Below are 26,918 nucleotides of genomic sequence, written 5' to 3'. Positions count from 1 at the left end.
CGGGCCGGCGTGATGCGGGCGTCAGGACGGGGTCGCGGCTCGGGAGGCGTCGGCGGTCGCGAGGGTCTGGTCGAGGGTCGTCAGGAAGGCCGCGCGGGCGTCGCGGTGGATGCTGTGGCCGGTGCCGGGCAGGTTCACCACGGTCAGCCGGGCGGCACGGCGTCCGGGGTCACCGGCGGGCTCACCGTCCGCAGCGGGCGCGACCGGCTCACCGTCCGCCGTCGCCGCGGCGAGCGCCCGCCCCACGAGGGCCGGGCCGACGATCGTGCGCGCCGGGTCGCCCGTGACGAGCGTGACGGGGATGCCGAGCGCCACGATCTCCCCGACGGCCTCCGGCCAGTCGCGCTCGGCCCACGCGTGCGGCACCTCGGCCAGCCGGGGGTGCAGCCGGCCGCGCGCGGCGGCCCAGGGGGCACGCTCGTCCTCGGGCCAGCCCGGCTCGTCGACCCGCGAGCGCGCGACGAGCTCCTCGACCGGGGTGCTGCGCGACGCGACGGTGCCGGCGAGCCAGTCCGGGGCGTGGTCGGTGCCGACCCAGGCGGGGTCGACGAGCACGACGGCCGCGACCAGGTCGGGCGCGGTGAGCGCGACCTCCTGCGTCATGAGGCCGCCCATCGAGTGCCCCACGACGACCGCGGGCCGGTCGAGCTCGCGGCGCATCGTCGCCACGGTGTCCGCCCCGAGCACGCTGATCGCGAACCGCTCGGGCAGCGGCCGGTCGCCGTGCCCGAGGGCCGACGGGGTCAGCACCTGGCGGTCGCGGACGTGCGCGACGACCCCGGGCCAGCAGTCGCCGGAGTCGGTCAGGCCGTGCAGGAGGACGAGCGGGGTGCTCACCGACCGGTGCCGTCGACGGCGTGCGGCTCGATGGCGGCGATCTCGTCGGCCGTCAGCGGCGCGGCGGACAGGGCGGCGACGTTGTCCTCGAGCTGCGCGACGGACGACGCCCCGACCAGCGCGGACGTGATGCGCTCGTCCCGCAGCACCCACGACAGCGCGAGCTGCGCGAGCGACTGGCCGCGTCCGGCGGCGATCTCGTTCAGGGCCCGTGCGCGCGTCAGGTACGTCTCCGAGAGGGCCGACGGCTTGAGGAAGTGGCCGACCGCGGCGCGCGAGTCGGACGGCACGTCGCCGGACAGGTACCGGCCGGTGAGCAGGCCCTGCGCGAGCGGCGAGAAGACGATCGTGCCGATCCCGAGGTCCCCGACGACGTCGAGCAGCGACTCGGTCTGGCCGTCGGCGACGTTCTCGACGTGCCGGTTGAACATCGAGTACGACGGCTGGTGGATGAGCAGCGGCGTGCCGAGGTCGGCGAGGACGCGGTGCGCCTCCCGGGTCTGCGACGGCGAGTAGTTCGAGATGCCCGCGTAGAGCGCCCGGCCGCTGGTCACGGCGGTGTGCAGGGCACCCATCGTCTCCTCGAGCGGGACGCTCGGGTCGGGGCGGTGCGAGTAGAAGACGTCCACGTAGTCGACGCCGATCCGCGCGAGCGACTGGTCGAGCGAGGCCAGCAGGTACTTGCGCGAGCCGCCGTCGCCGTAGGGGCCGGGCCACATGTCGTAGCCGGCCTTGGAGGAGATGACGAGCTCGTCGCGGTACGGCTTGAGGTCGCGGCCGAGCACCCGGCCGAAGTTCGCCTCGGCGGAGCCGTACGGAGGGCCGTAGTTGTTCGCGAGGTCGAAGTGCGTGATGCCCAGGTCGAACGCGCGGCGCAGGACGGCGCGCTGCGTCTCCAGCGGTGTGGTGTCGCCGAAGTTGTGCCACAGGCCGAGGGACAGCGCGGGCAGGTCGAGGCCGCTGCGCCCGGTCCGGCGGTAGGTCATCGTGTCGTAGCGCTCGTCGGCGGCGCGGAACACGGGCTCGGTGGGCATCGCGGGGCGTCCTCTCGGCGGTGAACGGAGTGCACCCTCACGGTATCCGGCCGGGGCGCGCGCGATCGAATCGTTCCAACCGACCGCCCGCCTAGGATCGGCCCGTGCTGCACGTCGTGTTCTTCGAGCCCCGCATCCCCGGGAACACCGGCAACGCGATCCGCATGGCCGCGGGCACCGGTGCGACGCTGCACCTCGTCGAGCCGCTCGGCTTCGACCTGTCGGAGGCGCGGCTCAAGCGGGCGGGTCTGGACTACCACGACCTCGCGCACGTCGTCGTGCACCCCTCGTTCGACGCGCTCCTCGCCGCGCTGCCCGACGCCCGCGTGTGGGCGTTCACGACGCAGGCGACGACGTCCTTCGCGGAGATCGCCTACCGCGACGGCGACGCACTGCTGTTCGGCCCCGAGCCGACGGGCCTGCCCGCCGACGTCCTGGACCACCCGCGCGTGACGCAGCAGGTCCGCATCCCGATGCTGCCCGGCCGCCGCTCGATGAACCTCTCGAACGCCGCCGCCGTCGCGACGTACGAGGCGTGGCGCCAGCTCGGCTTCCCGGGCGGCGCCTGACCGCCGCGCGCCGCGGCAGGCGTCCGACCGGACCCCTCCCGGCGACCCGGAGACAGCCGGCCGCCGTGTCCGTCACCGACCGGGCCGACGTCAGAGGTCGACGACCTCGACCGCGTCGTCCGGGTGGCCCAGCAGGGAGCGGACCTCGGGCAGGTCGAGGACCGCGCGGCGGCGCCACGCGGACTTGGTCTCGCCCAGGCGGCGCTGGGCGTCGCGCAGCAGCTCGTCGGGCGTGCCCGACCCGGGCCCCGAGCACACGGCGACCGAGTGCAGGGCGGGCCAGTCCGCCGGGTCGACGCCCTGCGCGGCGGCGGCGAGGCGCTCGACGACCTGCGCGCGCAGCCCCTCGGCCACCTCGGCGGCGTGGTCGTCGTCCCGGACGTGCAGCGTCGCGACGAGCGCGAGCTCGTCGCCGCCGGTCCGGGCGACGTCGGTCCGGACGGGTGCGACCGCGCGCAGGCGTGCGCCGAGGGCGGCCAGGACGACGTCGCCGAACGCGTGCCCGCGGCGCACGTTGAGGCCGCGGAAGTCGCGGACGTCGAGCAGCAGCAGGGCGACGCGCGCGGTCGTGCCCCACTCGTCGGCGCACCGCTGCGCGAGCCGGTGGTGCAGCATCGAGCGGTGCTCCAGACCGGTGAGCGGGTCGTGCAGGGAGCGGACCGCGAGCTGCGTGGACAGCGAGTGGACCAGGTCGGCGGTGCTCGCGACGCCCCACACGGCGCCCGCGACGAGCACGTCGTCGTAGCGGCGCTCGCCGTGGCGCTCCATGGCCTTCACCGCGATCTCGGAGACCGGTGCGTCGGGCGTCGTCACGAGCGGCGCCCAGTCGGCGATGTCGCCCGTGGTCCGGCGTGCGTGCACGGCACGGCCGAAGCCGAGGCGACCCGTCATCGCGGCGGTGTACCGGGTGCGCGTGACGAGGCCCAGGCGGCCGTGGTCCTCGACGTCCCGCACCGCGACCGTCGCCACGTGCGGGGAGCGGAACAGCACGTCGAGACGCGCCATCGGCAGGTCGGCGTCGATGACGTCGACGGCGTGCGCGAGCTCGGCGACGGTCGTCGCGGCGGTCGTGCGGTAGTCGCCGACGGCGTGCGAGAGCCGGTCGGCGAGGAGGGTCAGGTCGTCGTCCACCGGGAGATCATCTGTGCAGGTCAGCGGGCAGATCGGACACGTCGACCGACGTTCACCGAACGTTCGCCGTCGTCTCGCGGAGCATTCATCCGCGCGGGGTGACCTGGGCCGGCGCCGCGCGCCGCCCGCACCGGGTGGGAGAGGATCGGCGGGTGTTCACGACGCGCCCCGAGCTCACCGGCACCTTCGGCATGGTCGCCTCGACGCACTGGCTCGCGAGCGGCGTCGGGATGCGCGTCCTGGAGGCGGGCGGCAACGCGTTCGACGCGGCGGTCGCCGCGGGGTTCGTCGTCAGCGTCGTCGAGCCGCACCTGTGCGGGCCGGGCGGCGACGCGCCGATCATCGGCCACCGGGCGTCCGACGGGCACACGTTCGTCGTGTGCGGGCAGGGCACCGCGCCGGCGGGTGCGACGGTCGACGCCTACCGCGACCTCGGCCTCGACCTCGTGCCCGGCACCGGCCACCTCGCGGCGGTCGTGCCCGGCGCGTTCGGGGCGTGGCTCGACCTGCTCGCGCGCTACGGGACGATGACGCTCGACGACGTCCTCGCCCCCGCCGCGGCGTACGCGCGCGACGGCTTCCCGCTCCTGCCGTCCGCGGCCCGGACCATCGCGACCGTGCAGGACATGCTCGCGGCGCACTGGCCGACGTCGGCGGAGGTCTGGCTGCCGGGCGGGAGCGTCCCCGCGGGCGGGGCGCGCTTCACGAACCCGGCGCTCGCCGCGACGTTCGAGCGGCTGCTCGCCGAGGCACGCGCCGCCGGACCCGACCGGGACACGCAGATCGAGGCTGCGCGACGCGCGTTCTACGAGGGGTTCGTCGCCGAGGCGGTCGACGCGTTCGTCCGCGGGACGCCCGTCGTCGACTCGTCCGGCCGCGCGCACACCGGGTTCCTCACGGCCGACGACCTCGCGTCGTGGCGGGCGACCGAGGAGCCGACGACCACCCTGCGGTTCGCGGGCCGCACGGTGCACAAGACCGCCGCGTGGGGGCAGGGTCCGGTCCTGCTGCAGCAGCTCGCGGTCCTCGACGCGCTGGGCGTGGAGGACCTGGTCCGGGACACGCTCGGCCCGCGCGACGGCTCGTCGGAGGGGCGCGCGGACGGCGCGCTCACCGAGCTCGTGCACACCGTCGTCGAGGTCGCGAAGCTCGCGTTCGCCGACCGCGAGGCGTGGTACGGCGACGTGCCCGACGTCCCGCTCGACACCCTCCTGTCGTCCGCGTACGCGGCGGAGCGTGCGCGGCTCGTCGGACCGGACGCGTCCGACGGCCTGCGCCCGGGCCGTCCCGACGGGCGCGACCCCGTCGTGCCGGAGGTCGTGCGCCGGGCCGCGCGCCCCGTCGACGGCGGCGCGGGCGTCGGGGAGCCGACCGGGTCGACCATCGGCCTGTCCCCCGGCGACACCTGCCACGTCGACGTCGTCGACCGGTGGGGCAACCGGGTGTCGGCGACGCCGTCGGGCGGCTGGCTGCAGTCCAGCCCGGTCGTCCCCGGCCTCGGCTTCCCGCTGCCGACGCGCGCGCAGATGTTCTGGCTCGAGCCCGGCCTGCCCGGCTCGCTCGTCCCGGGCCGACGCCCGCGGACCACCCTGAGCCCGGGGCTCGTGCTCGCCGACGACGGCACGGGCTTCGCGTTCGGCACGCCCGGCGGCGACCAGCAGGACCAGTGGACCGTGCCGTTCCTGCTGCGGCACCTGCTCGGCGGCCTCGACCTGCAGGCGGCGATCGACGCGCCGTCGTGGCACTCGACGCACGTGCCCGAGTCGTTCTACCCGCGCTCGCACGTGCCGCGGGGGCTCGTCGCGGAGTCCAGGCTCGGTTCGGCCGTGCTCGACGGCCTCGCCGCGCGCGGGCACGCCGTGCAGGATGCCGGCCCGTGGTCGCTCGGCCGGATCAGCGCCGCCGGGCTGCGTCCCGACGGGTTCCTCGTGGCCGCCGCGAACCCGCGCGGCATGCAGGGGTACGCCGTCGGCCGCTGACGTCCCACGGGGGCTCGTCGGCGGCGAAGTCGTCCGATGAGTTGCCCGCCGAACGGGCAGTTCATGAGGGTTCGATGAGGAACACCAGCCCTCCGGTTCCCAGAGGTTCGACCACTGCTAGCGTCCGAGCCATGCACGATGTCGTGGATGCCCATCTTCAGGTGTGGAACCCGGACGCCGTCCACTACCCCTGGATGACGCGGGACCTCGCGGCGATCGAGCGCCCGTTCCGGGTCCCCGACGTCGAGTGCCAGCTCCTCGACGAGGGCGTCGCGAAGGTCGTCCTCGTCCAGGCCGCCGACAACCGCGCCGACTCCGAGCTCATGCTGTTCCAGGCCCTGTCGTGCCCGCGGGTCGCCGGCGTCGTCGCCTGGGTGCCGCTCACGCAGCCCGACGACGCCGCCGCCCAGCTCGACGCCTGGCGCATGGAGCCCGTCGTCGGCGTCGGGCACCGCGTGCACGACGAGCCGGACCCCGACTGGCTGCTGCAGCCGACCGTCGACGAGTCGCTCCACCTGCTCGCCGAGCGGCGTCTCACGCTCGACCTCCCCGCGCACACCCCGACGCTGCTCGCGCACGTCGCGACGCTCGCCGAGCAGCACCCCAAGCTCACATTCGTCCTCCAGCACCTCGGCGCACCCCCGCTCGCCGCCCTGCGGAACGGCGACCGCGACGCGTGGACGCACTGGTCCGCGATGCTCGGCGCCGTCGCGCAGGCCCCCAACGTCGTCGCGAAGGTCTCCGGCCTCGCCGGTGCCGCCGGACCCGGCTGGACCCCCGACCACCTGCAGCCCGCGGTCGACCGCGCCCTCGAGCTGTTCGGGCCCGACCGGCTCATGCTCGGCAGCGACTGGCCGTCCGCGACCGTCGACGGCGACTGCTACGGGCGTGTCTGGCACGGACTGCGCAGCACCGTCGACCAGCTCCCGCAGGACGCGCGCGCCCTCGTCCTCGGCGGCACCGCGAACCGCGTCTACGGGCTCCCGCTCGACGACCTCTGACGGACCGCGCCCGCAGCGCGCCGCCGCACGGAATACTGCTGGACGTGTCCCGCTCCGAGGATGTCGTCGACGGCATCAAGCAGATGATCCTGGACGGCCTGCTCGGGCCCGGCGACCGGCTGCCCGCCGAGAAGGACCTCGCCGGCACGCTCGGCGTCTCCCGCGGCTCGCTGCGCGAGGGCGTGCGCGCGCTCGGCACGCTCGGCATCCTCGACTCCCGGCACGGCGACGGCACCTACGTCACGACCCTCGACCCCGCGCGGCTCCTCGCGCCCGTCTCGTTCGTCGCCGACCTGCAGCACGACGCCGAGTTCCACGCCGTCCGCCGCCTGCTCGAGACGGAGGCCGCCGGGCTCGCGGCCCTCCGCATCGACGAGACCGACGTGCAGGCCGCGCGCGCCGCGCTCGCCGAGGCCGCGTGCGCCATCTCCGTCGTGCCCGTCGACCACGAGCGGCTCGCCGACGCCGACGTCGCGTTCCACTCCGTCATCGCGCGCGCGTCCGGCAACTCCGTCCTCGCGGCGCTCATCGACGGCATCGCCGGACGGACCTCACGCCGCCGCATCCGCGCGTCCGAGCACGACGACGGGCTCGAGGACCGCACGTTCGTCGAGCACGAGGCGATCCTCGCCGCGCTCGTCGCACGCGACCCCGACCGGGCGCGGCTGCGGATGGCGACGCACCTGCTGGGGCTCGAGGACGCGGAGAGCGCGGCGGACGCGGGCGAGGACGGCGACGCGCGCGTCGGGGACCCGCGGGTCGGCGACGGCGACGAGGTCGTCGAGGTCGGCGCGCCGTCCTAGCCCGCCGAGCGGGCCGTCGGTCGTCGGGTCAGCGCTGCCGCGTCCGGGTCAGCGCTGCGGCGTCGAGTCGCGCAGCACGACCTGTGTCGGCACGTGCGTGAGGCGCGGCTCGTCCGACGGCTCTGCGAGCGCGAGCTCGGTCGCCGCGATGCCGATGTCGACGAGCGGGATCCGGACCGTCGTCAGCGGCGGGACGACGTCCCGCAGGGTCGAGATGTCGTCGAACCCGGCGAGCGCGACGTCGCGCGGGACCTCGACGCCGACGTCACGGGCGGCTGCGAGCGCGCCGAGCGCCATGACGTCGTTGACCGCCCACACCACGTCGGGCAGCGGGCCGGAGCGCAGCAGCGCGCGCATCGCGTCCTCGCCGCCCTCGTGCGTGAACGCGCTCGTGACGACCGCGTCGTCGGGGACCTCGGTGCCGAGCTCGGCGAGCGCGGCGACGAACGCCTCGCGCCGCTCGCGCGCCGTGAGGTGCCCCTCAGGCCCGGCGAGGATCGCGAACTTCCGGTAGCCGCGCTCGTGCAGCGCACGTGCCAGGTCGGCGGCGCCCTGCGCGTTCGCGACGACGACCGAGTCGACGCCGAGCACCGGCTGCCCGATGAGGGCCGCGGAGCCGCCGACCGCCTTGTAGTCCGCGAGGGCGTCGCGCAGCTCGTCGGTCGTCGACGGGTCGTCGAGGCGGCCACCGGCGATGACGATCGCGCGGGCGCGCTGGCGCTTGAGCAGGTCGACGAGCCCGGCCTCACGGCTGGGGTCGTGCTGGGTGCTGGCGAGCGTGACCTGGAGACCCGCCCGGTCGGCGGCGCGCGTGACGCCCGCGGCGATCGAGGAGAAGTACGGGTCGGCGATGTCGTGCACGACCAGGCCGAGCGACGTCGTGCGGCCCCGCGCCATGGCCTGCGCGTTCGCGTCGGGGGTGTAGCGGAGCTTCGCGGCGGCGGCGAGGACACGGTCGCGCAGGTCCGCCCTGACGGTCCGGTTCGCGCTGCCGTTGATCGCCCGCGACGCGGTCGCGAGGGAGACGCCGGCCTCACGGGCGACGTCGCTCAGGGTCACGGAACCTGCCATGGTCGAAGGGTAGGGGTTCGGGGTGGCACAGCGGTGGCACAGCGCCCTGTCACAGGTGCGACGCGTGTCGCGCGTGTGTGGCCGGAGCCCTGCTCCCGGCGTCGGGAAAGCGGTATCCTGAGCGTCCAGTCTCCCGAAGGGCTCTCGATGAAGACGGCCACTACCGACCTCGCCGACTGCGTGCTCGTGCTCCGCCCCGACGACCACGTCGGGGTCGCGACGCGCGACCTGCAGGACGGCACCGTGCTCACCGGGTTCCCCGGCGGCGGCCACGACGACGCCCCCGGCGCGGGCGACCACGACGGCACGCTCGTCGTGCGGCAGAGCGTCCCCCGCGGGCACAAGCTCGCGCTGCGGCCCGTCGCCGCCGGCGAGCAGGTCCGCAAGTACGGGCAGTCCATCGGGCGCGCGACCACCGCGATCGCCGTCGGCGACCACGTCCACACGCACAACCTCGGCATGGACGACGCCGACCGCGCCTACGAGGTCGGGACGGCCCGCGTCACGCTCCCGGCACCCACCGGGCCCGAGCGCACGTTCGACGGCTACCTGCGCGCCGACGGGCGCGTCGGCACGCGCAACTACGTCGGCATCGTCACGTCCGTCAACTGCTCCGCGTCGACCGCACGGCTCGTCGCCGACCAGTTCCGCGGCCGCGCGCTCGACGCGTTCCCGCACGTCGACGGCGTCGTCGCCCTCACGCACGACACCGGGTGCGGCCTCGTCCCGACATCCGAGGGCGCCCAGATCACCCTGCGGACCCTGCGCGGGTACGCCGACCACCCGAACATCGCCGCGCTGCTCGTCCTCGGCCTCGGCTGCGAGATGCTGCCCGCCCAGTCGCTCCTCGACGGCCTCGACCTGCCCGCCGACAAGCCCGTGCGCACCCTCGTCATCCAGGACAACGGCGGCATCCGCGCCACGGTCCGCGCCGGCGTCGCCGCCATCGAGGAGATGCTGCCCGCCGTCGACGCGCTGCGCCGCACGCCTCAGCCCGTCTCCGAGCTCGTCCTCGGCCTCAACTGCGGCGGCTCCGACGGGTACTCCGGCATCACCGCGAACCCCGCCCTCGGCCACGCGTCCGACCTGCTCGTCGCCCGCGGCGGCACGTCGATCCTCGCCGAGACCCCCGAGGTGTTCGGCGCCGAGCACCTGCTGCTGCGCCGCGCCGTGTCGCCCGACGTCGGGCAGAAGCTCCTCGACCGCATCGACTGGTGGAAGCAGTACACCGCCGCCGGCGGCGGCACCCTCGACAACAACCCCTCGCCCGGCAACAAGGCCGGGGGCCTGACGACGATCCTCGAGAAGTCGCTCGGCGCCGTCGCGAAGGGTGGCACCGCCGAGCTCACCGCCGTCTACGAGTACGCCGAACCCGTCCGCACGCGCGGGTTCACCTTCATGGACACCCCCGGCTACGACCCCGTCTCCGTCACCGGCATCGTCGCCGGCGGCGCGACGGTCGTCGTCTTCACCACCGGGCGCGGCTCCGTCCTCGGCTGCAAGCCCACGCCGTCCATCAAGGTGTCGACCAACACCGCCACCTACCTGCGGATGCGCGAGGACATGGACCTCAACGCCGGGCGGATCGTCGACGGCACCGCGACCGTCGCGTCCGTCGGCGAGGAGCTGTTCGACCTGGTCGTCGAGGTCGCATCCGGGCGGCAGACCGTCTCCGAGGAGCTCGACCTCGGCGCCGACGAGTTCGTCCCCTGGCAGCTCGGCGCGGTCACCTGACGGGCGTCACGCGGCGGGCGTCGAGCCGCGCGACCGACTCGCGCACCGCGCCGTGCAGCATGAGCTCGACGTCCCCGACCAGGCGGTACGGCTCGGCGGCCATGTCGTCGGCGACCCACCGCAGCACCACCGCCAGCACGGCCGAGGTGTAGAAGTCCACGACGAGCGCGCGGTCGTGCGGGCTCGCGGGCCCGCCACCCCCGACCTCCGCCACGACGGCCTCCGTCACGGGCCGCATCTGCCGGAACAGGAACCGCTCGAGGCCCGCCCGCCCGAGCCCGTCGAGGACCGCGACCGTCGACGACCGGTTGTCCCGCAGGTACAGCAGCAGCCGCACCAGCCCGTCGGCCCACGCGTCCTGGCAGGCCGACACCCGGACCTGCTCCGCGACCTCCGACTCGAACACCCACACCGCGAGGTCCTGCACGTCGCGGAAGTGGTAGTAGAACGCCTGCCGCGTCAGACCGCAGTCGCGCGTGAGCTGGGTGACCGTGACCCGCGCGAGGGGCTCCGTCGTCAGCCGACGCTTGAGCGCCGCAGCAAGGGCGTCGCGCGCGTCGGTCCGCCGCACCACGGCACCCGGACCCCTCGACTCGCGCATCCTTCACGCTACGGCCGTCCACGCCCCGGACTTGGTGGGCCGAAGGTCCCGACGACGGCCGCGTCCGCCGCCGCGGGGCGGTCCCGGGCGCCGTCGGCTGGACACATCCCGCCCCCTGTCCAGTGCCCCGACCGCGCCGCCTTCCTAGCGTCGAAGACCCCGGAGGCACACACGCCGCGGGCCGTGGACGAGGAGGTCCGATGTTCCTGTTCGACTCGATCCCGTGGCACTCGTGGGTGATGTGGTGCGTCGTCCTCGTCGCCCTCATCGCCCTCAACGAGGTCACCCGGCGCTGGAAGTGGGCCGGGCTCGGCTTCTTCGTGGCGCTGCCGCTCGTCCTCACGGTGTTCGTCTGGCCGACGACCGCCGCCGCCGGCTCCTCGACGGGGACCTGGTTCCACTGGGTCAAGGTCTACTCGGCGCTCGCCGGCTGCCTCGGCTTCATGGCGCTGCGGTACGTCCCGCGGCTGTCGCGCAACAAGTGGATGCTGATGTTCCCCGCGCTGATCCTCGCGATCAACATCGGCGAGGCCGTCGCCCGCGACTTCCAGGTCGCCGGGCTGCAGGGCCTGCACGACGGCGTGTTCATGGTCGGCGGCGCCTGGAACTACATGAACGGCATCGCCGGGATCCTCAACATCCTCACCATCTGCGGGTGGGCCGGGATCATCGTGTCGCGCGACCGCTCGAAGGACATGATCTGGCCCGACATGCTGTGGTTCTGGATCATCGCGTACGACCTGTGGAACTTCGCCTACGTCTACAACTGCGTCGGCGACCACGCGTTCTACGCCGGTGCGGCCCTGCTGATCTCGTGCACCATCCCCGCGTTCTTCCTCAAGAAGGGCGCCTGGCTGCAGCACCGCGCGCACACCCTCGCGCTGTGGATGATGTTCACGATGGCGTTCCCGACATTCGTCAGCTCGTCGCCGTTCGCGGTGGACTCGTCGCACGACCCGACCGCCCTGTTCGTCGTGTCGGCCCTGTCCCTCGCCGCGAACGTCGCCGTCGCCGTCTACCAGGTGCGCGTCATCGTCACCCGCCGCCGCAACCCGCTGCGCGACGAGCTGTTCACGCACCTGCGTCCGTACCGCGAGGTCCGCGACGCCAACGTGGCGCTCGACGCGACCACCGGTCCGGCCACTGCGAGCTCGACCCCGACCGACCGGTCCGTCGCCGCGGTCTGACCGCCGCCGCCGCGGCGTCCTCGGGCTCCGCGGCGGCACGACCGACACCGGTCCCGCGGCACCCCCCGGACCCGCGGAGCACCGGACACGTCCCGCGCCTCCCCGGACGACGGGACGGCCCACGCCGGGGTCGAGCACCTGATGCTCGGCCCCGGCGTCGAGGCGTCTCAGCGGTTCGTCGGCTCCTGTGACCTGGCGACCCAACGGACCACGCGGCTCAGCCGTCGACGTGCCTCAGTCGTGGCTCCGCCGTCGACGCGGCTCAGCGGTCGACGCGGGCGCCGCCGCCGCCGGCGAGCTTGAGGACCTCCGCCTTCGTCACCATCGTCGTGTCGCCGGGCGTCGTCATGGCGAGGGCCCCGTGCGCGGCGCCGTACTCGACGGCCGTCGCGAGCCCCTCCCCGGCGATGAGGCCGTACGCCAGCCCCGACGCGAACGAGTCGCCGCCTCCCACACGGTCGAGGATCTCGAGCCGCTCCCGGTGCGTCGCCCGGACGACGCCCGTCCCCCGCGACCACGCCAGCGCGCCCCAGTCGTTGACCGTCGCGCTGCGCACCGTCCGGAGCGTCGTCGCGATCACCTGGAAGTTCGGGTACGCCTCGGCGACCCGGTCGATCATGGCGGCGAACGACCCGATCTCGAGCTCGCTGAGGTTCTCGTCGACGCCCTCGACCTCGAAGCCGAGGGAGGCCGTGAAGTCCTCCTCGTTGCCGATCATCACGTCGATGTGCGGAGCGATGGCGCGGTTGACCTCCTGCGCGCGCGCCTGGCCGCCGATGGCCTTCCACAGGCTCGGCCGGTAGTTGAGGTCGTACGACACGACCGTCCCGTGCTTGTGGGCGACCGTGACGGCCTCGATGACGGTCTCGGCCGCGCTGTCCGAGAGCGCCGCGAAGATCCCGCCCGTGTGGAACCAGCGGACGCCGAGCTCGCCGAACAGGTGCTCCCAGTCGACGTCGCCGGGCGCGAGCTGGGACGCGGCGGTGTGCCCGCGGTCGCTCACACCGACGGCGCCGCGGACGCCGAAGCCGCGCTCGGTGAAGTTCAGGCCGTTGCGGACGGACCGGCCGACGCCGTCGTACGGCAGCCAGCGGATGAGGTCGGTGTCCACGCCGCCCGCGAGGATGCAGTCCTCGACGAGCCGGCCCACCTCGTTGTCGGCCAGGGCCGTGACGACGGCGGTGCGCAGCCCGAACGCCCGGCGCAGGCCGCGCGCCACGTTGTACTCGCCACCGCCCTCCCACACGCGGAACGAGCGGCTCGTGCGGATCCGCCCCTCGCCCGGGTCGAGGCGCAGCATGACCTCGCCGAGGGAGACGGCGTCGTATCGGGTCTCGTTCGCCGGTCGGATCACCAGGTCGGACATCGGTCTGCTCCTACGGTTCGTGCGGTCCGGTGGGTCGTGCGAGGGACGTGCGCCGTGTCAGGCGGTCGGGCCGCCGGTCGCGAGCGCGACGGCGGCCGCGGTCAGCGTGCGGATGCCGTCGAGGTCGCCCGCGTTGACCAGGTCGCGCGGCACCATCCACGAGCCCCCGACCGCGCGGACCGAGGCCAGCGCCAGGTACTCGGCGAGGTTGCCCGGGCCGATGCCGCCGGTCGGCACGAACCCGACGCCCACGAACGGCGCGGCGAGCGCGGCGACGGCGGCTGCACCGCCCGACGTCCCCGCCGGGAAGAACTTCACCGTCGTCAGCCCGAGCTCGAGCGCCGCCATGACCTCGGAGGCCGTGACCGCCCCCGGGAGGGCGAGGATGCCGTGCTCCTGGCACCGCTCGACGACTGCTCGGCTGGTCCCGGGCGACACGACGTAGCTGGCGCCGGCGGCGACCGCCTGGTCGACCTGGGCGGGGGTCAGGACGGTCCCGGCGCCGACGAGGATGTCGCCGCGCGCGCTCATCGCGCGGATCGCGTCCGGTGCCGCGGCGGTCCGGAACGTCACCTCGGCGACGGGCAGGCCCCCGGCGACGAGCGCCTTCGCGAGAGGGTCGGCGTGCGCGGCGTCGTCGAGGACGACGACAGGCACGAGTCGGTGCGCCGCCAGGCGGTCGAGGATGTCGGTGTCGCTCACACGTGCTCCTTCGCAACGGTGGAGGTGGCCCGGTCGGACTCGAGCTCGTTCTGGAAAGCGTTTCCCGTACGTGGAGCAGCATACGCCTCGCGCGGCAGGCGGTAGGCCAGGTCCACCGCGGTCTCGACCGCCTCGTCGAGGTCGAGACGGTGCTCCGCCACGAGCCGGGCGAGGAACCCCGCGTCGACCCGGCGTGCCAGGTCGTGCCGGGCGGGGATCGAGCAGAACGCGCGCGTGTCGTCGACGAACCCGGTGGTGTTGTAGAAGCCGGCGGTGTCCGTCACGGCCTCGCGGTAGCGCCGCATGCCGTCAGGCGTGTCGAGGAACCACCACGGCGCTCCGAGCCTGACCGCCGGGTAGACGCCGGCGAGCGGCGCCAGCTCACGACTGAACGTGTCCTCGTCGACTGTGAACAGCACCAGACGCAGGTTCGGGTGGTGCCCGAACGTCTCGAGCACCGGACGCAGCGCGCGGACGTACTCCGTGGGCAGCGGGATGTCGTACCCGACGTCCGGCCCACGCGCCGCGAGCACGCCCGGGTCGTGGTCGCGCAGGACACCCGGGTGGAGCTGCATGACGAGCCCGTCCTCGGTCGACATGCGGGCCATCTCGAAGAGCATGTGCCCCGCGAACGCCTCGGCGTCCTCGGGTCGGACGGATCCCCGCAGGGCGTCGGCGACGATGCGCTCCGCGACCGAGTCGCTCAGCGGCGTCGCGTCCGCGGCGACGTGGCCGTGGTCGGTCGCGCGGGCGCCGGCACGGACGAAGACGCGCCGCCGCTCCTCCAGAGCGGCGACGAGGTCCCGGTACCCGTGGATCGACGACCCCGTGACCTCTCCGAGCAGCACCACGTCGTCGCGCCACGTGGGCCGGTCGACGTGGAGCAGCGCGTCGGGGCGGAACGTCGGCACGACGCGCTCGCCCCATCCCTCGGCCGCGAGCGCCGCGTGGTCGGGCAGCGTCGACGTGGCCGCGTCGGTCGTCGCGAGGATCTCGATGTCGAACCGCTCGAACAGCGCGCGGGGGCGGTAGGCCTCTTGCGCCAGGCGGTCGACGAGGTGGTCGTAGACCCGGTCCGCGGACGCCGCGGACGGCTTCTCCTCGACTCCGAGGACCTCGACGAGCACGTGCTCCATCCAGTACCGCGTCGGTGTCCCCCGGAAGAGGTGCCAGCGCGAGGCGAACGTGCGCCAGATCTCCCGCGGGTCGGTCTCGACGGGGACGCCGTCGCGGCGCGGCACGCCCAGCGCGTCGTGCGGGACGCCCTGGGACACGAGCATGCGCACCAGGTAGTGGTCGGGGACCACGAGCAGCGTCGCCGGGTCGGGGAAGGGCTCGTCGCGCGCCAGCAAGCCGGCGTCGACGTGCCCGTGCATCGAGACGATGGGCAGCCCGCGCGTCTGGTCGAGGATCTCCCGGGCCAGGGGCCGGATCGTCGGGTCGCTGGGCAGCGCGCGGTCGGGGTGCAGCGTCCAGGCGGCGTGCGCCATCGGGCGACCTCCCTGTCGTGCCCACCGGACCTCGAGGTCGAGGATGAAGCGGGCTGCAATCGGTTTCATCGCCTACCCAAGCAGCAGGGACACCTCCGAGGCAAGGGTCCGGACCGGACTTCTCGGGTGGCGGACCAGGGCTTGTGGTCCGACGGCACGTCGTGCTGAAATCGCATTCATCGCGGTCCGACCGGCCCGCACGCAGGGTCGACGGCCCGCGACGGACCGACGAGGGGTGGAGGCGGGCACGTGGTGGTGACACTGCGCGACGTGGCGCGCGCCGCGGGCGTCTCCCCCGCGACGGCCTCCCGCGCGCTCAGCGCCCCCGACCTCGTGGCCCCCCTGCGGCGCGAGCAGGTCCAGCGGGTCGCCCGCGAGCTCGGCTACCGACCCAACCGCGCCGCGCGCGAGCTCATCACGGGCCGCACCGGCAACCTCTGCCTGGTCGTGCCGGACCTCGAGAACCCGTTCTTCGCGGCCGTCGCCAAGGGCGTCCAGGCCCGTGCGCGCACGCTCGGCTACGCGGTCTTCGTCGCCGACGCCGAGGAGGACCCCCGCATGGAGTCGGAGCTGGTCGCGCACCTGGGCAGCCAGGTCGACGGCGCCGTCCTCTGCTCGCCGCGGATGTCCGACGAGGACCTGGACCACCTGTCGGAGGAGGTCCCGCTCGTCCTCGTGAACCGCCAGCACGGCACCCTTCCGTCGGTGGTCATCGACAACGCCGACGGCGTCCGGCAGGCCGTCACGCACCTGCACGCGCTCGGGCACCGGAGGATCGCCTACGCGGGCGGCCCGGCCGACTCGTGGTCGGACGGGCGACGCCGGATCGGCCTGCAGCACCCGTCCCACGGCCTGCGCCAGGTCGAGGTCGTCGACCTGGGTCACTTCGCACCGGTGTTCGCGGGCGGCGTCGCCGCCGCCGACCTGGTCGCCGCCAGCGGCGCGACGGCCGTGCTGGCGCACAACGACCTCGTCGCGCTCGGAATCCTCAGCCGCCTGCAGGCGCGGGGGATCCGGGTGCCCGACGACGTGTCCGTGGTCGGTTACGACGACATCCCCGCAGCGACGCTCGTCTCCCCCTCGCTGACGACCGTGACCGTCCCGCTCGCGCGGCTCGGCCGGGAGGCGGTCGACCTTCTGGTGAGCAGCGGGCTGGGCGGACGACGCGACTCCGCCGCGGAGCGGGCGATCGCCGCGGCCGTCACCGGCCGTGCAGAGGGGGCGTCGGGCGGGATGAGAGAGGCGGGCGAGACGAGCGCGTCCGGCGAGACCGGGGCGCCCGGCGAGGCGAGTTGGCCCGCCGAGACGACGGCGACCGGCGTGGCGACGTCGTCAGGCGCGGCGAGTTCTTCCGGCGAGACGAGCTCGTCCGGCGTGGCGACGTCGTCAGGCGCGACGAGCACGCATCACGAGCTCGCGGTCGCGCCGGCCGCGGCCGCCGGGTCCGGCGGGCCGACTCCCGCGGCGGTTCGCCTGCGCGTCGAGCTCGTCGTGCGCGCGTCGACGACCACAGCCCCTGCCCGACCGACCTCGGAGAGCGACCGATGACGCCTCGCCTGTCCCGCACGACTCTCGCCGGTGTCGACCTGGGCGGTCACGCCGACGTCCGCGGCCCGGCCGTCGACCCGGCGGGCACCACGGTCGGCCTCGTCCACCTGGGGCTGGGGGCGTTCCACCGGGCGCACCAGGCGGTCTACACGGAGGACGCGGCTGCGGCCGCCGGCTCGTCGTCGTGGGGCATCCTCGGGGTCACGCAGCGCAGCGCCCGCGTCGCCGAGCAGCTCGCCCCGCAGGACGGCCTCTACGGCGTCCTGACCAAGGGCACGTCTGAGACCTCGCTGCGGGTCGTCGGGTCGCTGCGCGACGTGGCGTTCCCGGGGACGGCGACCGGTCGCGTGCTCGCGACGATCGCCGCACCGACGACGCACGTCGTGACGCTCACGGTCACGGAGAAGGGCTACCGGCGGCGGGGCGACGGTCGGCCCGACCTGGCCGACCCCGACCTCGCGGCCGACGTCGCGGCGCTGACCGCGGAGCTGCGCGGCGACGTCGCGAGCGATCCCGCACGGTCCCCGATCGGGCTGCTCGTCCGCGGCCTCGCGCAGCGACACCGGGCCGACGTCGGCCCGATCACGGTCGTGTGCTGCGACAACCTCGCCGACAACGGCACGGTCGTGGAGTCGCTCGTCCGCGACCTGCTCGGCTCGGTGCCGGGCGCCGAGCGGCTCGCGGCGTGGGTCGAGGCGTCCGTGGCGTTCCCGTCGACGATGGTCGACCGGATCGTGCCCGCGACGACCCCCGCCCACCGCGACGAGGCGGCCCGTCTGCTCGGGCTCGACGACGAGGGCCTCGTCGTCGGGGAGCCCTTCACGCAGTGGGTCGTCGAGGACCGGTTCGCCGGGCCACGCCCGCCGTGGGAGCTGGCAGGCGCGACGCTGACGTCCGACGTCGCCCCCTTCGAGCGCGCGAAGCTGCGCGTGCTCAACGCGTCCCACTCGACGCTCGCCTACCTCGGGGCGCTGCGCGGGTACGCGACGATCGCGCAGGCTGTCGCCGACCCGGACCTCGAGGCCGTCGCACGTGCGCTCGTGGACGAGGACGTCCTGCCGACGCTCGCGGCGCCCGACGGGCTCGACCTGACCGGGTACCGGGACGACGTGCTCGCGCGCTTCGCCAACCCCAACACCGGGCACACGACCGTGCAGGTCGCCATGGACGGGTCCGCGAAGCTCCCGCAGCGGCTTCTCGGGACGGTCCGCGACCGGATCGCCGCCGGCGCCGTACCGGACGCCGCGGCCGCCTCCATCGCCGCGTGGATGTCGTACGTGCACGCCACGACCCAGACAGGGCTGGAGGTCGGCGGACGTCGCGTCACTCTCGACGACCCGCTGGCCGACGTCCTCGCCGAGGCCGCCGCCGGGCCCGTGGACGGGCTGACCGCCCGGCTGCTCGCGGTCCGGCAGGTCTTCGGTGCGGATCTGGGCCAGTCGACCGAGCTGCACGACGCGGTCCGCGCGCACCTGCGGACGCTCGCCCCGGCCTGACGTCCGTCGCGGCACCCGGCGCGTGCCCCTGCGCGAGCCGGACCACGCTCGCGCCGTCGCGCGTCCGACGCCGCCGCACCGGACCGCCGATCCCGCGCCGGACCGAACCGCCGAACCGCACCGGGGCAGCGTCTCCGTCGCAACCCCACCGCGTCGTCGCACGCCACCCCGTCGTCGCACCCCACCCCGTCGTCGCACCCCTTGTCGGGCGCCTCAGTCGGCGGCGCCTCTTGACTGAGCCGTCGCGTGCGCTACGCTGGAAAGCGCATTCCACCTCCGACCGACACCGCGGTCACGACACTCGGAGAAGACATGACGTCCCGCACCCTGCGCATCGCCATGAACGGCATCACCGGCCGCATGGGCTACCGCCAGCACCTCGTCCGCTCGATCCTGCCGATCCGCGACCAGGGCGGGGTCACGCTCGAGGACGGGACCCGTCTGCAGGTGGAGCCCATCCTGGTCGGCCGCAACGCCGACAAGGTGCGCGAGCTCGCGGAGCTGCACGGCATCGAGCACTGGACGACCGACGCGGACGCCGTGATCGGCGACCCGACCGTCGACATCTACTTCGACGCGCAGGTCACCTCGCGCCGCTACGCCGCGCTCACCGCGGCGATGAAGGCCGGCAAGCACATCTTCACGGAGAAGCCCACGGCGGAGACGCTGGAGGAGGCGATCGACCTCGCCCGCCTGCGGGAGTCGACGGGCGTCACCGCGGGGGTCGTGCACGACAAGCTGTACCTGCCGGGCCTGGTCAAGCTGCGCCGGCTCGTCGACGAGGGCTTCTTCGGGCGGATCCTGTCGCTGCGCGGCGAGTTCGGCTACTGGGTGTTCGAGGGCGACGGCCAGGAGGCGCAGCGGCCGAGCTGGAACTACCGCAAGGAGGACGGCGGCGGCATCGTCGTCGACATGTTCTGCCACTGGAACTACGTGCTCGAGGGCATCCTCGGCGAGGTCAAGACGGTCAACGCGCAGGCGGTGACGCACATCCCGACGCGCTGGGACGAGCAGGGCAAGGAGTACGCGGCGACGGCGGACGACGCGGCGTACGGCATCTTCGAGATCGAGACGCCCGGCGGCGACCCGGTGATCGCGCAGATCAACTCGTCGTGGACGGTCCGCGTGTTCCGCGACGAGCTCGTCGAGTTCCAGGTCGACGGCACGCACGGCTCGGCGGTCGCGGGCCTGCGCAACTGCGTCGCGCAGCAGCGCGCGCACACGCCCAAGCCGGTGTGGAACCCGGACCTGCCGGTCACGGAGCCGTTCCGCGAGCAGTGGCTGGACGTGCCCGCGAACGCGGACCTCGACAACGGCTTCAAGCTGCAGTGGGAGGAGTTCCTCCGCGACGTCGCGGCGGGGCGCACGCACCGGTTCGACCTGCTGTCGGCGGCCCGCGGCGTGCAGCTCGCGGAGCTCGGCCTGAAGTCGTCGGCGGAGGGGCGTCGTCTGCCGGTGCCGGAGATCACGCTGTGACGACGGAGGTCACGACGGTGGGCGACGAGGCGGAACCTGCCGCAGACGAGGGCGCGCGAGCCGACCTGTCGCGCCTGTCGCTCAACACCGCGACGACGAAGCACTGGACGCTGCGCGAGGCGGTCGACGGGGCGGTCCGGGCCGGGCTGTCGTCGATCGGGCCGTGGCGCGACCGCGTGCAGGAGGTCGGCGTCCCCGAGGCGGCACGGATCATCGCCGACGCCGGACTGCGCGTGTCGTCGCTGTGCCGGGGCGGGTTCCTCACGACGGACGACGACGCGGCGGCGCGGGCGGCGCTCGACGACAACCGCCGCGCGATCGTCGAGGCGGCGACGCTGGGCACGCACGAGCTGGTAATGGTCGTCGGCGGCCTGCCGGCGGCGAGCGGGCCGGGCGGCCCGGCGCTCCCCTACCCGGCACGGTCGGGCGCAGGCGTGCGGGTCCAGGGCGCCGACGACCCCGCACGTGACCTGGTCGCGGCGCGGCAGCGGGTCGCGGACCGGATCGGCGAGCTCGCACCGTTCGCGGCCGGGCACGGGGTGCGTCTCGTCCTGGAGCCGCTGCACCCGATCTTCGCGGCGGACCGGGCGGTGATCTCGACGATCGGGCAGGCGCTCGACCTCGCGGAGCCGTTCCCGTCGGACGTCGTCGGCGTCGTGGTCGACACGTACCACGTCTGGTGGGACCCGGACCTCCAGCGTCAGATCGCCCGGGCGGGTGCCGCGGGACGCATCGCGGGCTACCAGGTGTGCGACTGGATCCTGCCGCTCGCGGCCGACCCGCTGCTGTCGCGCGGGCACGTCGGCGACGGGTACGTGGACTTCGCGTCGATCACCCGCTGGGTGCGGGACGCCGGGTACACGGGCGACGTCGAGGTCGAGATCTTCCACGAGGACGTGTGGTCCGCGCCGGGCGACGAGACGCTCGCGACGATGGCCGAGCGGTACGTCCGGCACGTGCTACCGCACCTGTGAGCAGGCACCGCGTCGGCGGCTGAGCGAGCGGCGGCGCGGGGGCACGGTGACAGGGGGCGGGTCGCGTCGTCCGCCGATCCGGGCGACGTGGCGAGGACGGCGGTGCGCCAGGGGGAGGGGTCCCTCCCGGCGCACCGCCGTCGTGCGTCCCGCCGCGGGTGACCGACCGGTGCGAGTCAGAGGGACTCGGCGACGGCCTTGATGTCGGCGAGGCGGCGGTCCCACGCCGCACCGACGGCGTCGAGCGCGCGGGCGGTCTCGTCGAGCCGGGACCCGAGGGGCCGGTAGCGGATCTCTCGCCCGACGCGCACGGGTTCGACGAGCCCGGCCTCGGCGAGCACGGCGAGGTGCTTGGCGATGGCCTGCCTGGTGACGGGCAGGCGGCCCGCGAGCGCGGACGCCGACGCCTCCCCGCGGCCAAGCTCCGACAGGACCCGCCACCGGGTCTCGTCGGCGAGGGCGGCGAACACGGGCACGAGCGTCTCGGCGGCGGTCACGGTCATGCGGGCCTCGCGGTCCCGACGGCGGCCCGGTCGAGGCCGAGGTCGCCGTCGAGGTCGCGCTCGAGGTGCGCGACGAGCTCGTCGAGCTCGGACGTCCACCCCTTGCGGTGCTCGTCGAGCTCGGTGCGCGGGTCCCGGTCGGTGAGGGTGCCGAAGCCGGTCTCGACGACGGTGAGGCGGGTGGCGTCGCCGTCGGCGTCGAGCGTGAACCGGACGAGGGTGGAGTTCTCGGGGAGCAGCGGCTGGCCGACGGCGCCCCAGGTGTAGGCGAACACGGCGGGCTCGTCGTACTCCTCGATGCGGACGGGGATGTCGCCGTGGTCGGCCCACCCGAAGACGCCCTCGCCGCCGACGCGGCGGTCGGGGAGGGTGGCGGTGTCGCCGAACCAGCTGCTGATGTGGTCCTCGTGGGTGAGGGCCAGCCAGACGCGGTCGCGCGGGGCGTCGATGTGGATGGTGCGGGTGACGGTGAACGTGTCGACGTCGGCGACGGCGACGGGCTGCGGCTCGGTGGTGCTCACGGTGCTGTCCTTCCGGTGGACGACGGATGCAACCCTACAGTTGCACCAGCCCCAGCGAGAAAGCAACCCCTGAGTTGCACTCAGGCGTCGAGCAGTCCCCGCAGGACCTCCGCGAACCGCTCCCCCACGAGCCGCTGCGCGGGCGGGTCCGGGTGCAGCAGGTCCGCCATCGGCAGCGCCTCCCAGTCCGCCCACCCGTACAGGTCCCGACCGTCGACCAGGTGCAGCGCGTCGTCGCCCGCCGCGCGCCGCTGCTCGACGACGTGCGCGAGCACCGACCGGATCAGACCCAGGGCGAGCTTGCCGTCCGCGACCTCCTCCGGCCGTCCCCGCGTCGCGAACCGCGGCCGCCCGGGCGGCGACGCCGGGTCGATGAACGTCGGCCCCGGCGAGTCCTCGACGAGCGGGCACAGCAGCGGCGACACCACGACCAGCGGCGTCGTCGGGTGCCCCTCGCGGACCGTGTCGAGGAAGCCGTGCACCGCGGGCAGGAAAGCGCGCAGGCGCATCGCGTCGTGGTTGACGACGTTGATCCCGAGCTTGACGCTCACGACGTCGGCGGGCGTGTCCCGCAACGTCCGCGCGACGAAAGGATCGAGCACGGCGTTGCCGCTCATCCCCAGGTTCACGACGTCGAGCCCGGCGGACCGTGCCGCGACCACGGGCCAGGTCCCCGTCGGCCGGTCGGCGGCCGCGCCGTGGCTGATCGACGACCCGTGGTGCACCCAGCGCGGTCCCGATGCCGGCGTGGGTGGCCGCACCGGCGCGTCGGCCTGCACCGCGACCAGCCTCGTCGATTCCCCGTACGGCAGCCACACCTCGACGTCCCGGTCGCCGTCCACAGCACCCAGGAGCAGGTCGACGTGCGTCGCCGGCGCCGCCCGCTCGACGGTCGTCCCGTGCAGCGGCTCGAGCTCGACGACCCCACCGCCGACCGCGACACCGTGACCGGCGGGCTGCTCGACGATCGCCCCGTCGACCACGACGTCGTAGGGCTGCGGGGCGCCCGGCGGCTGCGGGTCGACCGCCACGCGCAGCACGTCGACGACCAGCCGCAGCCGGGTCGCGGCGGTCCGCAGGCGCAGCCGGACCCCCGCGGGCTGCTCGTCGCACAGCGCGACGAACCGGTCGGGGAACTGCGCGCGCGTCCACGCGGGCAGCCGGTGCGGCAGGAGCCCCCGGTCGGTCGGCTCGAGCCACGACGCGCCACGGACCTCGACCCGGTCGTCGGGCAGCCGGACGACGACCGGGAGGTCGACCCCGCGGTCCTGCCCGGCCGGTGCGGTCATCAGAAGACGTTCCCGTGGGCCCGGAACTCCCGCCAGACGTTCTCGAAGAAGTCGTCGTCCTCGGGGATGGGCCGCCGCGGGCGCCACCGGAAGACCGGGGCACCGGCGGGGTCGTCGGCCTTGCGCTCGACGACGGGCACCCAGTCGAGCGCACCGGCACCGTCGGACACACCGGCACCGGCAGCCGCACCAGCACCACCCGCCGCCACGTCGGCACCGTCGGCCGCCGGCGCGAGCCACCCCGTCTCCTGCACGACGTCGTCCAGCGCACCGCCGTCCAGCCGGAACCGGAAGACGTCGGGCAGGTCGAGCTCGTCGCCCGCGGACGGGCCGTAGCCCACGCGAGGCAGGACGCCCTCGGGGTCGCTGTAGAGGACCGACCCGCGCGACCGGCCGCCGTGCGCGACGTAGTCGGCCATCGCCGACAGGTACACGTACGCGCTGGTGAGGATGTCGCGGACGAGGAACGTGCGGTTGACGGACCGGCGCGAGGACGCGTCGGCGGAGACGAGGTCGTCGTACGTCGAGAGCCAGGTGTGGACCTGCACGAGCGCCTCGTGGATGGACGCCGCGGACCGGACGGGACCTGCCTTCGCGCTCATGAGCACCTGGACGGCGGTCAGCAGGTCGCCGGTGTTGTCGGGCACGCCGGACGCGGCCCGGCCCGACGCGCGCGCGACGAGGTCGAGGGCTCCGCCCAGGACGGGTGCGGCGGCCGCCGCGAAGGAGTCGGCGTCGAGCGGGTCCACCGACCGGCGCGCCGCGATGAACTGCGCCGCCCGCGTCGCGCCGACCTGCCCGCTGTTGAGCGCGGCACCGCCCGGCCGGTACACGCCGTGCGCGCCGCCCGCCTCGCCGACGGGGAAGAACCCGGTGACGTTCGACTGCCACCACGCGTCGACGACGAGGCCGCCGTTGTTGTGCTGCGCGCAGACGCCGACCTCGAGGAGGTCCTTCTCGAGGTCCACGTACGGGTTCTTCTGCAGGTAGAACTGGTAGGCGGGCTCGTTCATGCGGCGCAGGCGCTCGATGGGCGTGCCGAACAGCACCCCCGCGCGGTCGAGGTACTCGTACGCCTCGGGCGACAGCGCCGACGGGTCGAACTCGTCCTGCACGGGGTTGCGGCGGAAGTCGAGGAACACGCGCCGCCCGCGCAGCACCGTCTCCCGGTAGACGAGCAGGTCGACCAGCGACGAGCCGTCGAGCGCCTTGCGGATGTCGAACGGCCACTGGTAGCCCTTGAGGAACACCATCGACATGAGGCGGCCGTAGTCGCCGATCGCCTCGGTGAGGAACTCGCGCTCGTCGCCGCCGTCGGCGTCGGTCGACACGAACCGCGGGATGACCTGCATGTACGTGCCCGACACGTTCCAGCGCGGGTGGGTCGAGGCGAGCCCGAACTGCCACTCGGTGAGGTTCTTGCCATGCACGCCCGCCCGGTACGCCGCGCCCGACGCGCCCCACTGGCCGTTCGGGAAGACGCGCGTCGCGTACATCCCCGCGGGTCCGCCGGTCGCGTAGACGATGTTCGTGCAGCGGAACAGCAGGAACGGCGACCGCTCGCCGTCGTGCGGGACGTCGGTACGCAGGACGAGCAGGCCGACCACCTCGGTCTGCCGCTCGGCCGCGGTCGCACCGTCGTCGACGGGGACGCCCTCGCCGACAGCCGACGCACCCGGCTCCACGGGGCGCACGACGACGTCGACGACCCGGCACTCGTCGAAGATCCGCGTGCCGTTGCGGTGCACCTTCTTCTCGAGCTGCTCGACCATCGACCGGCTCGTGTACGGCCCGACGGACGTCGCACGGCGACGCGGGTCGTGGTCCGTCTTGTAGCCGATGAACTCCCCGAAGCGGTTCTGCGGGAACGGCACGCCCAGGTCGCACAGGCGCAGGAACCCGCGTGCCGACAGGGCCGCCTCCGCGAGGGCGTTGTCGCCGTCCATGGCACCGCCCGAGAACAGTGTCTCGGCCATCTCCCGGACCGAGTCGCCGTCGCCGCCCGACAGCGTGAGCTTGTAGTACGTCTGCTTGTCCGACCCCGCGTTGCGCGACGCGCCCGCGTTGACCTTGTCGGCGACCATGACGACGTCGTCGTGGCCGAGCTCCCACAGGCGGTCGGCGGCGCTGAAGCCCGCGGAGCCGGTGCCGACGACCACGGTGCGCGCGGTGACGACGGGGACGTCGTGGCCGCCGATCCGGACGGTCCGCGGCTCGTGCCGGTCGGCGGTGGGGGCGTCGGTCGTGTCGCTCATCGTCGTCCTCGTGCGTCGTCGCCGGGGGTCGGCGGGGCTGGTGCGGGGTGCGGGGGGTGCGGGCCGTCGGGCGGGGTCAGAGCACCGGGATGTGCATGCCGCCGTCGACGTGGAAGATCTCGCCCGTCGAGTACGGCGTCTGGCCCGACGCGAGGATCGCGACCGCGCCGGCCACGTCGGCGGGACGGCCCCAGCGCGCGATCGGCGCGAGCCCGCCCTCGAACAGCGCGTCGTACTTCGCGGAGACGCCCGCGGTCATGTCGGTCGCGATGACGCCGGGACGGACCTCGTAGACGACGATCCCCTCGGGTGCGAGCCGCGCCGCGAAGAGCTGGGTCGCCATCGCGACGCCCGCCTTGGAGACGCAGTAGTCGCCGCGGTTCGTCGAGACGGTCGCGGCGGACACCGACGACACGTTGACGACGGTCGCGACGGGACCGGCGGGCGGCTCGGGGAGGGCGTCGAGGGGGCCGCGCAGGGCGAGGACGCGGTTCGCGAACGTCTGGGTGAGGAAGTACGGGCCGCGCAGGTTGATGCCGAGCACGCGGTCGAACGACTCCGCGCCGGCCTCGAGGATGTCGGCCCGGACGGACGGGGCGACGCCCGCGTTGTTGACGAGCAGGTCGAGGCGGCCCCAGGCATCGACGGCGTCGTCGACGTAGCGGGCGTGGTCGTCGAGGTCGGCGACGGAGCCGCGCACGTAGCGGACCCGGTCGTCGGCGCCGGCGAGCTCGCGCAGCTCGGCGAGGACGTCCGCGGGCTCCTCGCGCGTCGCGAGGATCGACACGGCGTACCCGTCGGCGAGCAGCCGCCGCGTGATCCCGAGGCCGATGCCCCTGTTCCCCCCGGTCACCAGTGCGACTGCCGGCATCGTTGCCTTCCCTCGGTCGGAGCGTGGGCGGACCCGCTGCGGGGTCGCGCCACGGCGATCGTGTCACGCCGACGACGGTCTAGGCAAGCGCTTTCCGGCGACCGCCCGTCGTGGGAGGATGACGCGGTGCCCGAACCGCACCACCACGCCGCACACCACGACCGCTGCCCCGCGGCCGCTCCCGGCCGCAGGACCCACCCGTCCACCGCGCGTGACGGCAGCGCCCACCGCACCACCCAGCCCGACGGCAGCGCCCACCGCGCCACCCAGCCCGACGGCCGGCCCCGTCTCACCCCCCAGCGCCGCGGTCGCTGATGGGGGCCGTCCTCACCGCGCTCGGCACCCTCACCGCCGTCGTCCTCGCCGGCTGGCTCCTCGGCCGGTTCCGCGTGCTCGGCCCGCACGCCCCCGCGGTGCTCGCGCGCGTCGTGTTCACCGTCGCGACACCGTCGCTGCTGCTCGTCAGCATCGCCCGCACCG

At 74.5% G+C, this 26,918-nt stretch carries 23 protein-coding genes; 10 read left to right on the top strand and 13 right to left on the bottom strand.

Going from position 1 to position 26,918, the window contains the following annotated elements:
• Window positions 1–21 precede the first annotated feature (21 nt).
• Together CBZ_RS06095 and mgrA are read right to left on the bottom strand one after the other, a co-directional pair.
• Window positions 22–837, bottom strand: coding sequence for an alpha/beta fold hydrolase (locus tag CBZ_RS06095; RefSeq protein WP_130780693.1), 816 nt, complete (start codon window positions 835–837; stop codon window positions 22–24).
• Window positions 834–1,871, bottom strand: coding sequence for an L-glyceraldehyde 3-phosphate reductase (gene mgrA, locus CBZ_RS06090; protein WP_130780692.1), 1,038 nt, complete (start codon window positions 1,869–1,871; stop codon window positions 834–836). Before mgrA ends, CBZ_RS06095 begins: the two co-directional genes overlap by 4 nt.
• Window positions 1,872–1,975: 104 nt before the next feature.
• Here mgrA and CBZ_RS06085 point away from each other — a divergent pair, with 104 nt between their 5' ends.
• Window positions 1,976–2,440 (top strand): tRNA (cytidine(34)-2'-O)-methyltransferase, encoded by a 465-nt coding sequence (locus CBZ_RS06085; RefSeq protein WP_130780691.1) that lies wholly within the window; start codon window positions 1,976–1,978, stop codon window positions 2,438–2,440.
• A gap of 90 nt (window positions 2,441–2,530) precedes the next feature.
• Here CBZ_RS06085 and CBZ_RS06080 read toward each other — a convergent pair whose 3' ends face one another.
• The gene (locus tag CBZ_RS06080) at window positions 2,531–3,571 is read right to left on the bottom strand and encodes a GGDEF domain-containing protein (protein ID WP_130780690.1); all 1,041 of its coding nucleotides are present in this window, start codon (window positions 3,569–3,571) and stop codon (window positions 2,531–2,533) included.
• 191 nt (window positions 3,572–3,762) lie between these two features.
• Between CBZ_RS06080 and CBZ_RS06075 the strand changes: the two genes are divergently transcribed.
• The 3 genes from CBZ_RS06075 to CBZ_RS06065 all read left to right on the top strand — a co-directional run bounded on the left by CBZ_RS06075 (window position 3,763) and on the right by CBZ_RS06065 (window position 7,354).
• Entirely contained in the window at window positions 3,763–5,550 is a 1,788-nt protein-coding gene (locus CBZ_RS06075; RefSeq protein WP_246013093.1) for a gamma-glutamyltransferase family protein, read from the top strand.
• A 131-nt stretch (window positions 5,551–5,681) separates the two neighbouring features.
• On the top strand, window positions 5,682–6,551 hold the full coding sequence (locus CBZ_RS06070; protein ID WP_130780688.1) for an amidohydrolase family protein: 870 nt from the start codon (window positions 5,682–5,684) through the stop codon (window positions 6,549–6,551).
• Window positions 6,552–6,595: 44 nt separating this feature from the next.
• The gene (locus tag CBZ_RS06065) at window positions 6,596–7,354 is read left to right on the top strand and encodes a FadR/GntR family transcriptional regulator (protein WP_130780687.1); all 759 of its coding nucleotides are present in this window, start codon (window positions 6,596–6,598) and stop codon (window positions 7,352–7,354) included.
• 48 nt (window positions 7,355–7,402) lie between these two features.
• Here the strand turns inward: CBZ_RS06065 and CBZ_RS06060 are convergent, their stop codons facing one another.
• Entirely contained in the window at window positions 7,403–8,425 is a 1,023-nt protein-coding gene (locus CBZ_RS06060; protein ID WP_130780686.1) for a LacI family DNA-binding transcriptional regulator, read from the bottom strand.
• A 147-nt stretch (window positions 8,426–8,572) separates the two neighbouring features.
• Here CBZ_RS06060 and CBZ_RS06055 point away from each other — a divergent pair, with 147 nt between their 5' ends.
• Entirely contained in the window at window positions 8,573–10,159 is a 1,587-nt protein-coding gene (locus CBZ_RS06055; RefSeq protein WP_130780685.1) for a UxaA family hydrolase, read from the top strand.
• Here the strand turns inward: CBZ_RS06055 and CBZ_RS06050 are convergent.
• Window positions 10,152–10,760: a TetR-like C-terminal domain-containing protein gene (locus CBZ_RS06050; RefSeq protein WP_130780684.1), complete on the bottom strand. Its 609-nt coding sequence runs from the start codon at window positions 10,758–10,760 to the stop codon at window positions 10,152–10,154. The two genes, CBZ_RS06055 and CBZ_RS06050, sit on opposite strands and share 8 nt — an antisense overlap.
• A gap of 200 nt (window positions 10,761–10,960) precedes the next feature.
• Between CBZ_RS06050 and CBZ_RS06045 the strand changes: the two genes are divergently transcribed.
• Window positions 10,961–11,947, top strand: a complete 987-nt coding sequence (locus CBZ_RS06045; RefSeq protein ID WP_130780683.1) for a DUF5692 family protein — start codon at window positions 10,961–10,963, stop codon at window positions 11,945–11,947.
• Between the two features lie 262 nt (window positions 11,948–12,209).
• On the opposite strand, the gene CBZ_RS06040 is transcribed toward CBZ_RS06045, so the two are convergent.
• The 3 genes from CBZ_RS06040 to uxaC are packed head-to-tail and all read right to left on the bottom strand — an operon-like array spanning window position 12,210 to window position 15,505.
• The gene (locus tag CBZ_RS06040) at window positions 12,210–13,313 is read right to left on the bottom strand and encodes a sugar kinase (RefSeq protein ID WP_130780682.1); all 1,104 of its coding nucleotides are present in this window, start codon (window positions 13,311–13,313) and stop codon (window positions 12,210–12,212) included.
• Window positions 13,314–13,370: 57 nt separating this feature from the next.
• Entirely contained in the window at window positions 13,371–14,015 is a 645-nt protein-coding gene (eda, locus tag CBZ_RS06035; protein WP_130780681.1) for a bifunctional 4-hydroxy-2-oxoglutarate aldolase/2-dehydro-3-deoxy-phosphogluconate aldolase, read from the bottom strand.
• On the bottom strand, window positions 14,012–15,505 hold the full coding sequence (gene uxaC / locus CBZ_RS06030) for a glucuronate isomerase (RefSeq protein WP_130780680.1): 1,494 nt from the start codon (window positions 15,503–15,505) through the stop codon (window positions 14,012–14,014). Before uxaC ends, eda begins: the two co-directional genes overlap by 4 nt.
• Before the next feature lie 270 nt (window positions 15,506–15,775).
• Here uxaC and CBZ_RS06025 point away from each other — a divergent pair, with 270 nt between their 5' ends.
• The 4 genes from CBZ_RS06025 (at window position 15,776) to CBZ_RS06010 (ending at window position 20,999) form a co-directional block, all read left to right on the top strand.
• A complete protein-coding gene (locus CBZ_RS06025) occupies window positions 15,776–17,053 on the top strand; it encodes a LacI family DNA-binding transcriptional regulator (protein WP_246013091.1) in 1,278 nt (425 codons plus the stop codon).
• Window positions 17,050–18,549: a mannitol dehydrogenase family protein gene (locus tag CBZ_RS06020; protein WP_130780678.1), complete on the top strand. Its 1,500-nt coding sequence runs from the start codon at window positions 17,050–17,052 to the stop codon at window positions 18,547–18,549. The genes CBZ_RS06025 and CBZ_RS06020 overlap by 4 nt, the downstream gene beginning before the upstream one ends.
• A gap of 312 nt (window positions 18,550–18,861) precedes the next feature.
• The gene (locus CBZ_RS06015) at window positions 18,862–20,025 is read left to right on the top strand and encodes a Gfo/Idh/MocA family protein (protein WP_130780677.1); all 1,164 of its coding nucleotides are present in this window, start codon (window positions 18,862–18,864) and stop codon (window positions 20,023–20,025) included.
• A 65-nt stretch (window positions 20,026–20,090) separates the two neighbouring features.
• The gene (locus tag CBZ_RS06010) at window positions 20,091–20,999 is read left to right on the top strand and encodes a sugar phosphate isomerase/epimerase family protein (protein ID WP_174768632.1); all 909 of its coding nucleotides are present in this window, start codon (window positions 20,091–20,093) and stop codon (window positions 20,997–20,999) included.
• Between the two features lie 176 nt (window positions 21,000–21,175).
• On the opposite strand, the gene CBZ_RS06005 is transcribed toward CBZ_RS06010, so the two are convergent.
• The 5 genes from CBZ_RS06005 to CBZ_RS05985 form a co-directional block, all read right to left on the bottom strand.
• Window positions 21,176–21,502 (bottom strand): ArsR/SmtB family transcription factor, encoded by a 327-nt coding sequence (locus tag CBZ_RS06005; protein ID WP_130780676.1) that lies wholly within the window; start codon window positions 21,500–21,502, stop codon window positions 21,176–21,178.
• On the bottom strand, window positions 21,499–22,023 hold the full coding sequence (locus tag CBZ_RS06000; protein ID WP_130780675.1) for an SRPBCC family protein: 525 nt from the start codon (window positions 22,021–22,023) through the stop codon (window positions 21,499–21,501). The genes CBZ_RS06005 and CBZ_RS06000 overlap by 4 nt, the downstream gene beginning before the upstream one ends.
• Before the next feature lie 80 nt (window positions 22,024–22,103).
• The gene (locus tag CBZ_RS05995; RefSeq protein ID WP_130780674.1) at window positions 22,104–23,312 is read right to left on the bottom strand and encodes an SGNH/GDSL hydrolase family protein; all 1,209 of its coding nucleotides are present in this window, start codon (window positions 23,310–23,312) and stop codon (window positions 22,104–22,106) included.
• Window positions 23,312–25,567, bottom strand: coding sequence for an FAD-dependent oxidoreductase (locus CBZ_RS05990; protein ID WP_130780673.1), 2,256 nt, complete (start codon window positions 25,565–25,567; stop codon window positions 23,312–23,314). Before CBZ_RS05990 ends, CBZ_RS05995 begins: the two co-directional genes overlap by 1 nt.
• A gap of 76 nt (window positions 25,568–25,643) precedes the next feature.
• On the bottom strand, window positions 25,644–26,438 hold the full coding sequence (locus tag CBZ_RS05985) for a 3-ketoacyl-ACP reductase (protein ID WP_130780672.1): 795 nt from the start codon (window positions 26,436–26,438) through the stop codon (window positions 25,644–25,646).
• Between the last annotated feature and the right edge of the window lie 480 nt (window positions 26,439–26,918).

Origin of the sequence: Cellulomonas biazotea (assembly GCF_004306155.1) — a bacterium.
Lineage (GTDB): Bacteria > Actinomycetota > Actinomycetes > Actinomycetales > Cellulomonadaceae > Cellulomonas > Cellulomonas biazotea.
Note: the sequence above shows the minus strand (reverse complement) of the source record. Positions and strands in the feature narration are given on the sequence as shown.

Coding starts and splice junctions, on each gene's coding strand:
- mgrA (WP_130780692.1), bottom strand. CDS start 1,871: ATGCCCACCGAGCCCGTGTTCCGCGCCGCCGACGAGCGCTACGACACG.
- CBZ_RS06075 (WP_246013093.1), top strand. CDS start 3,763: ATGGTCGCCTCGACGCACTGGCTCGCGAGCGGCGTCGGGATGCGCGTC.
- CBZ_RS06070 (WP_130780688.1), top strand. CDS start 5,682: ATGCACGATGTCGTGGATGCCCATCTTCAGGTGTGGAACCCGGACGCC.
- CBZ_RS06060 (WP_130780686.1), bottom strand. CDS start 8,425: ATGGCAGGTTCCGTGACCCTGAGCGACGTCGCCCGTGAGGCCGGCGTC.
- CBZ_RS06055 (WP_130780685.1), top strand. CDS start 8,573: ATGAAGACGGCCACTACCGACCTCGCCGACTGCGTGCTCGTGCTCCGC.
- CBZ_RS06050 (WP_130780684.1), bottom strand. CDS start 10,760: ATGCGCGAGTCGAGGGGTCCGGGTGCCGTGGTGCGGCGGACCGACGCG.
- CBZ_RS06045 (WP_130780683.1), top strand. CDS start 10,961: ATGTTCCTGTTCGACTCGATCCCGTGGCACTCGTGGGTGATGTGGTGC.
- CBZ_RS06040 (WP_130780682.1), bottom strand. CDS start 13,313: ATGTCCGACCTGGTGATCCGACCGGCGAACGAGACCCGATACGACGCC.
- uxaC (WP_130780680.1), bottom strand. CDS start 15,505: ATGGCGCACGCCGCCTGGACGCTGCACCCCGACCGCGCGCTGCCCAGC.
- CBZ_RS06020 (WP_130780678.1), top strand. CDS start 17,050: ATGACGCCTCGCCTGTCCCGCACGACTCTCGCCGGTGTCGACCTGGGC.
- CBZ_RS06015 (WP_130780677.1), top strand. CDS start 18,862: ATGACGTCCCGCACCCTGCGCATCGCCATGAACGGCATCACCGGCCGC.
- CBZ_RS06005 (WP_130780676.1), bottom strand. CDS start 21,502: ATGACCGTGACCGCCGCCGAGACGCTCGTGCCCGTGTTCGCCGCCCTC.
- CBZ_RS05995 (WP_130780674.1), bottom strand. CDS start 23,312: ATGACCGCACCGGCCGGGCAGGACCGCGGGGTCGACCTCCCGGTCGTC.
- CBZ_RS05990 (WP_130780673.1), bottom strand. CDS start 25,567: ATGAGCGACACGACCGACGCCCCCACCGCCGACCGGCACGAGCCGCGG.
- CBZ_RS05985 (WP_130780672.1), bottom strand. CDS start 26,438: ATGCCGGCAGTCGCACTGGTGACCGGGGGGAACAGGGGCATCGGCCTC.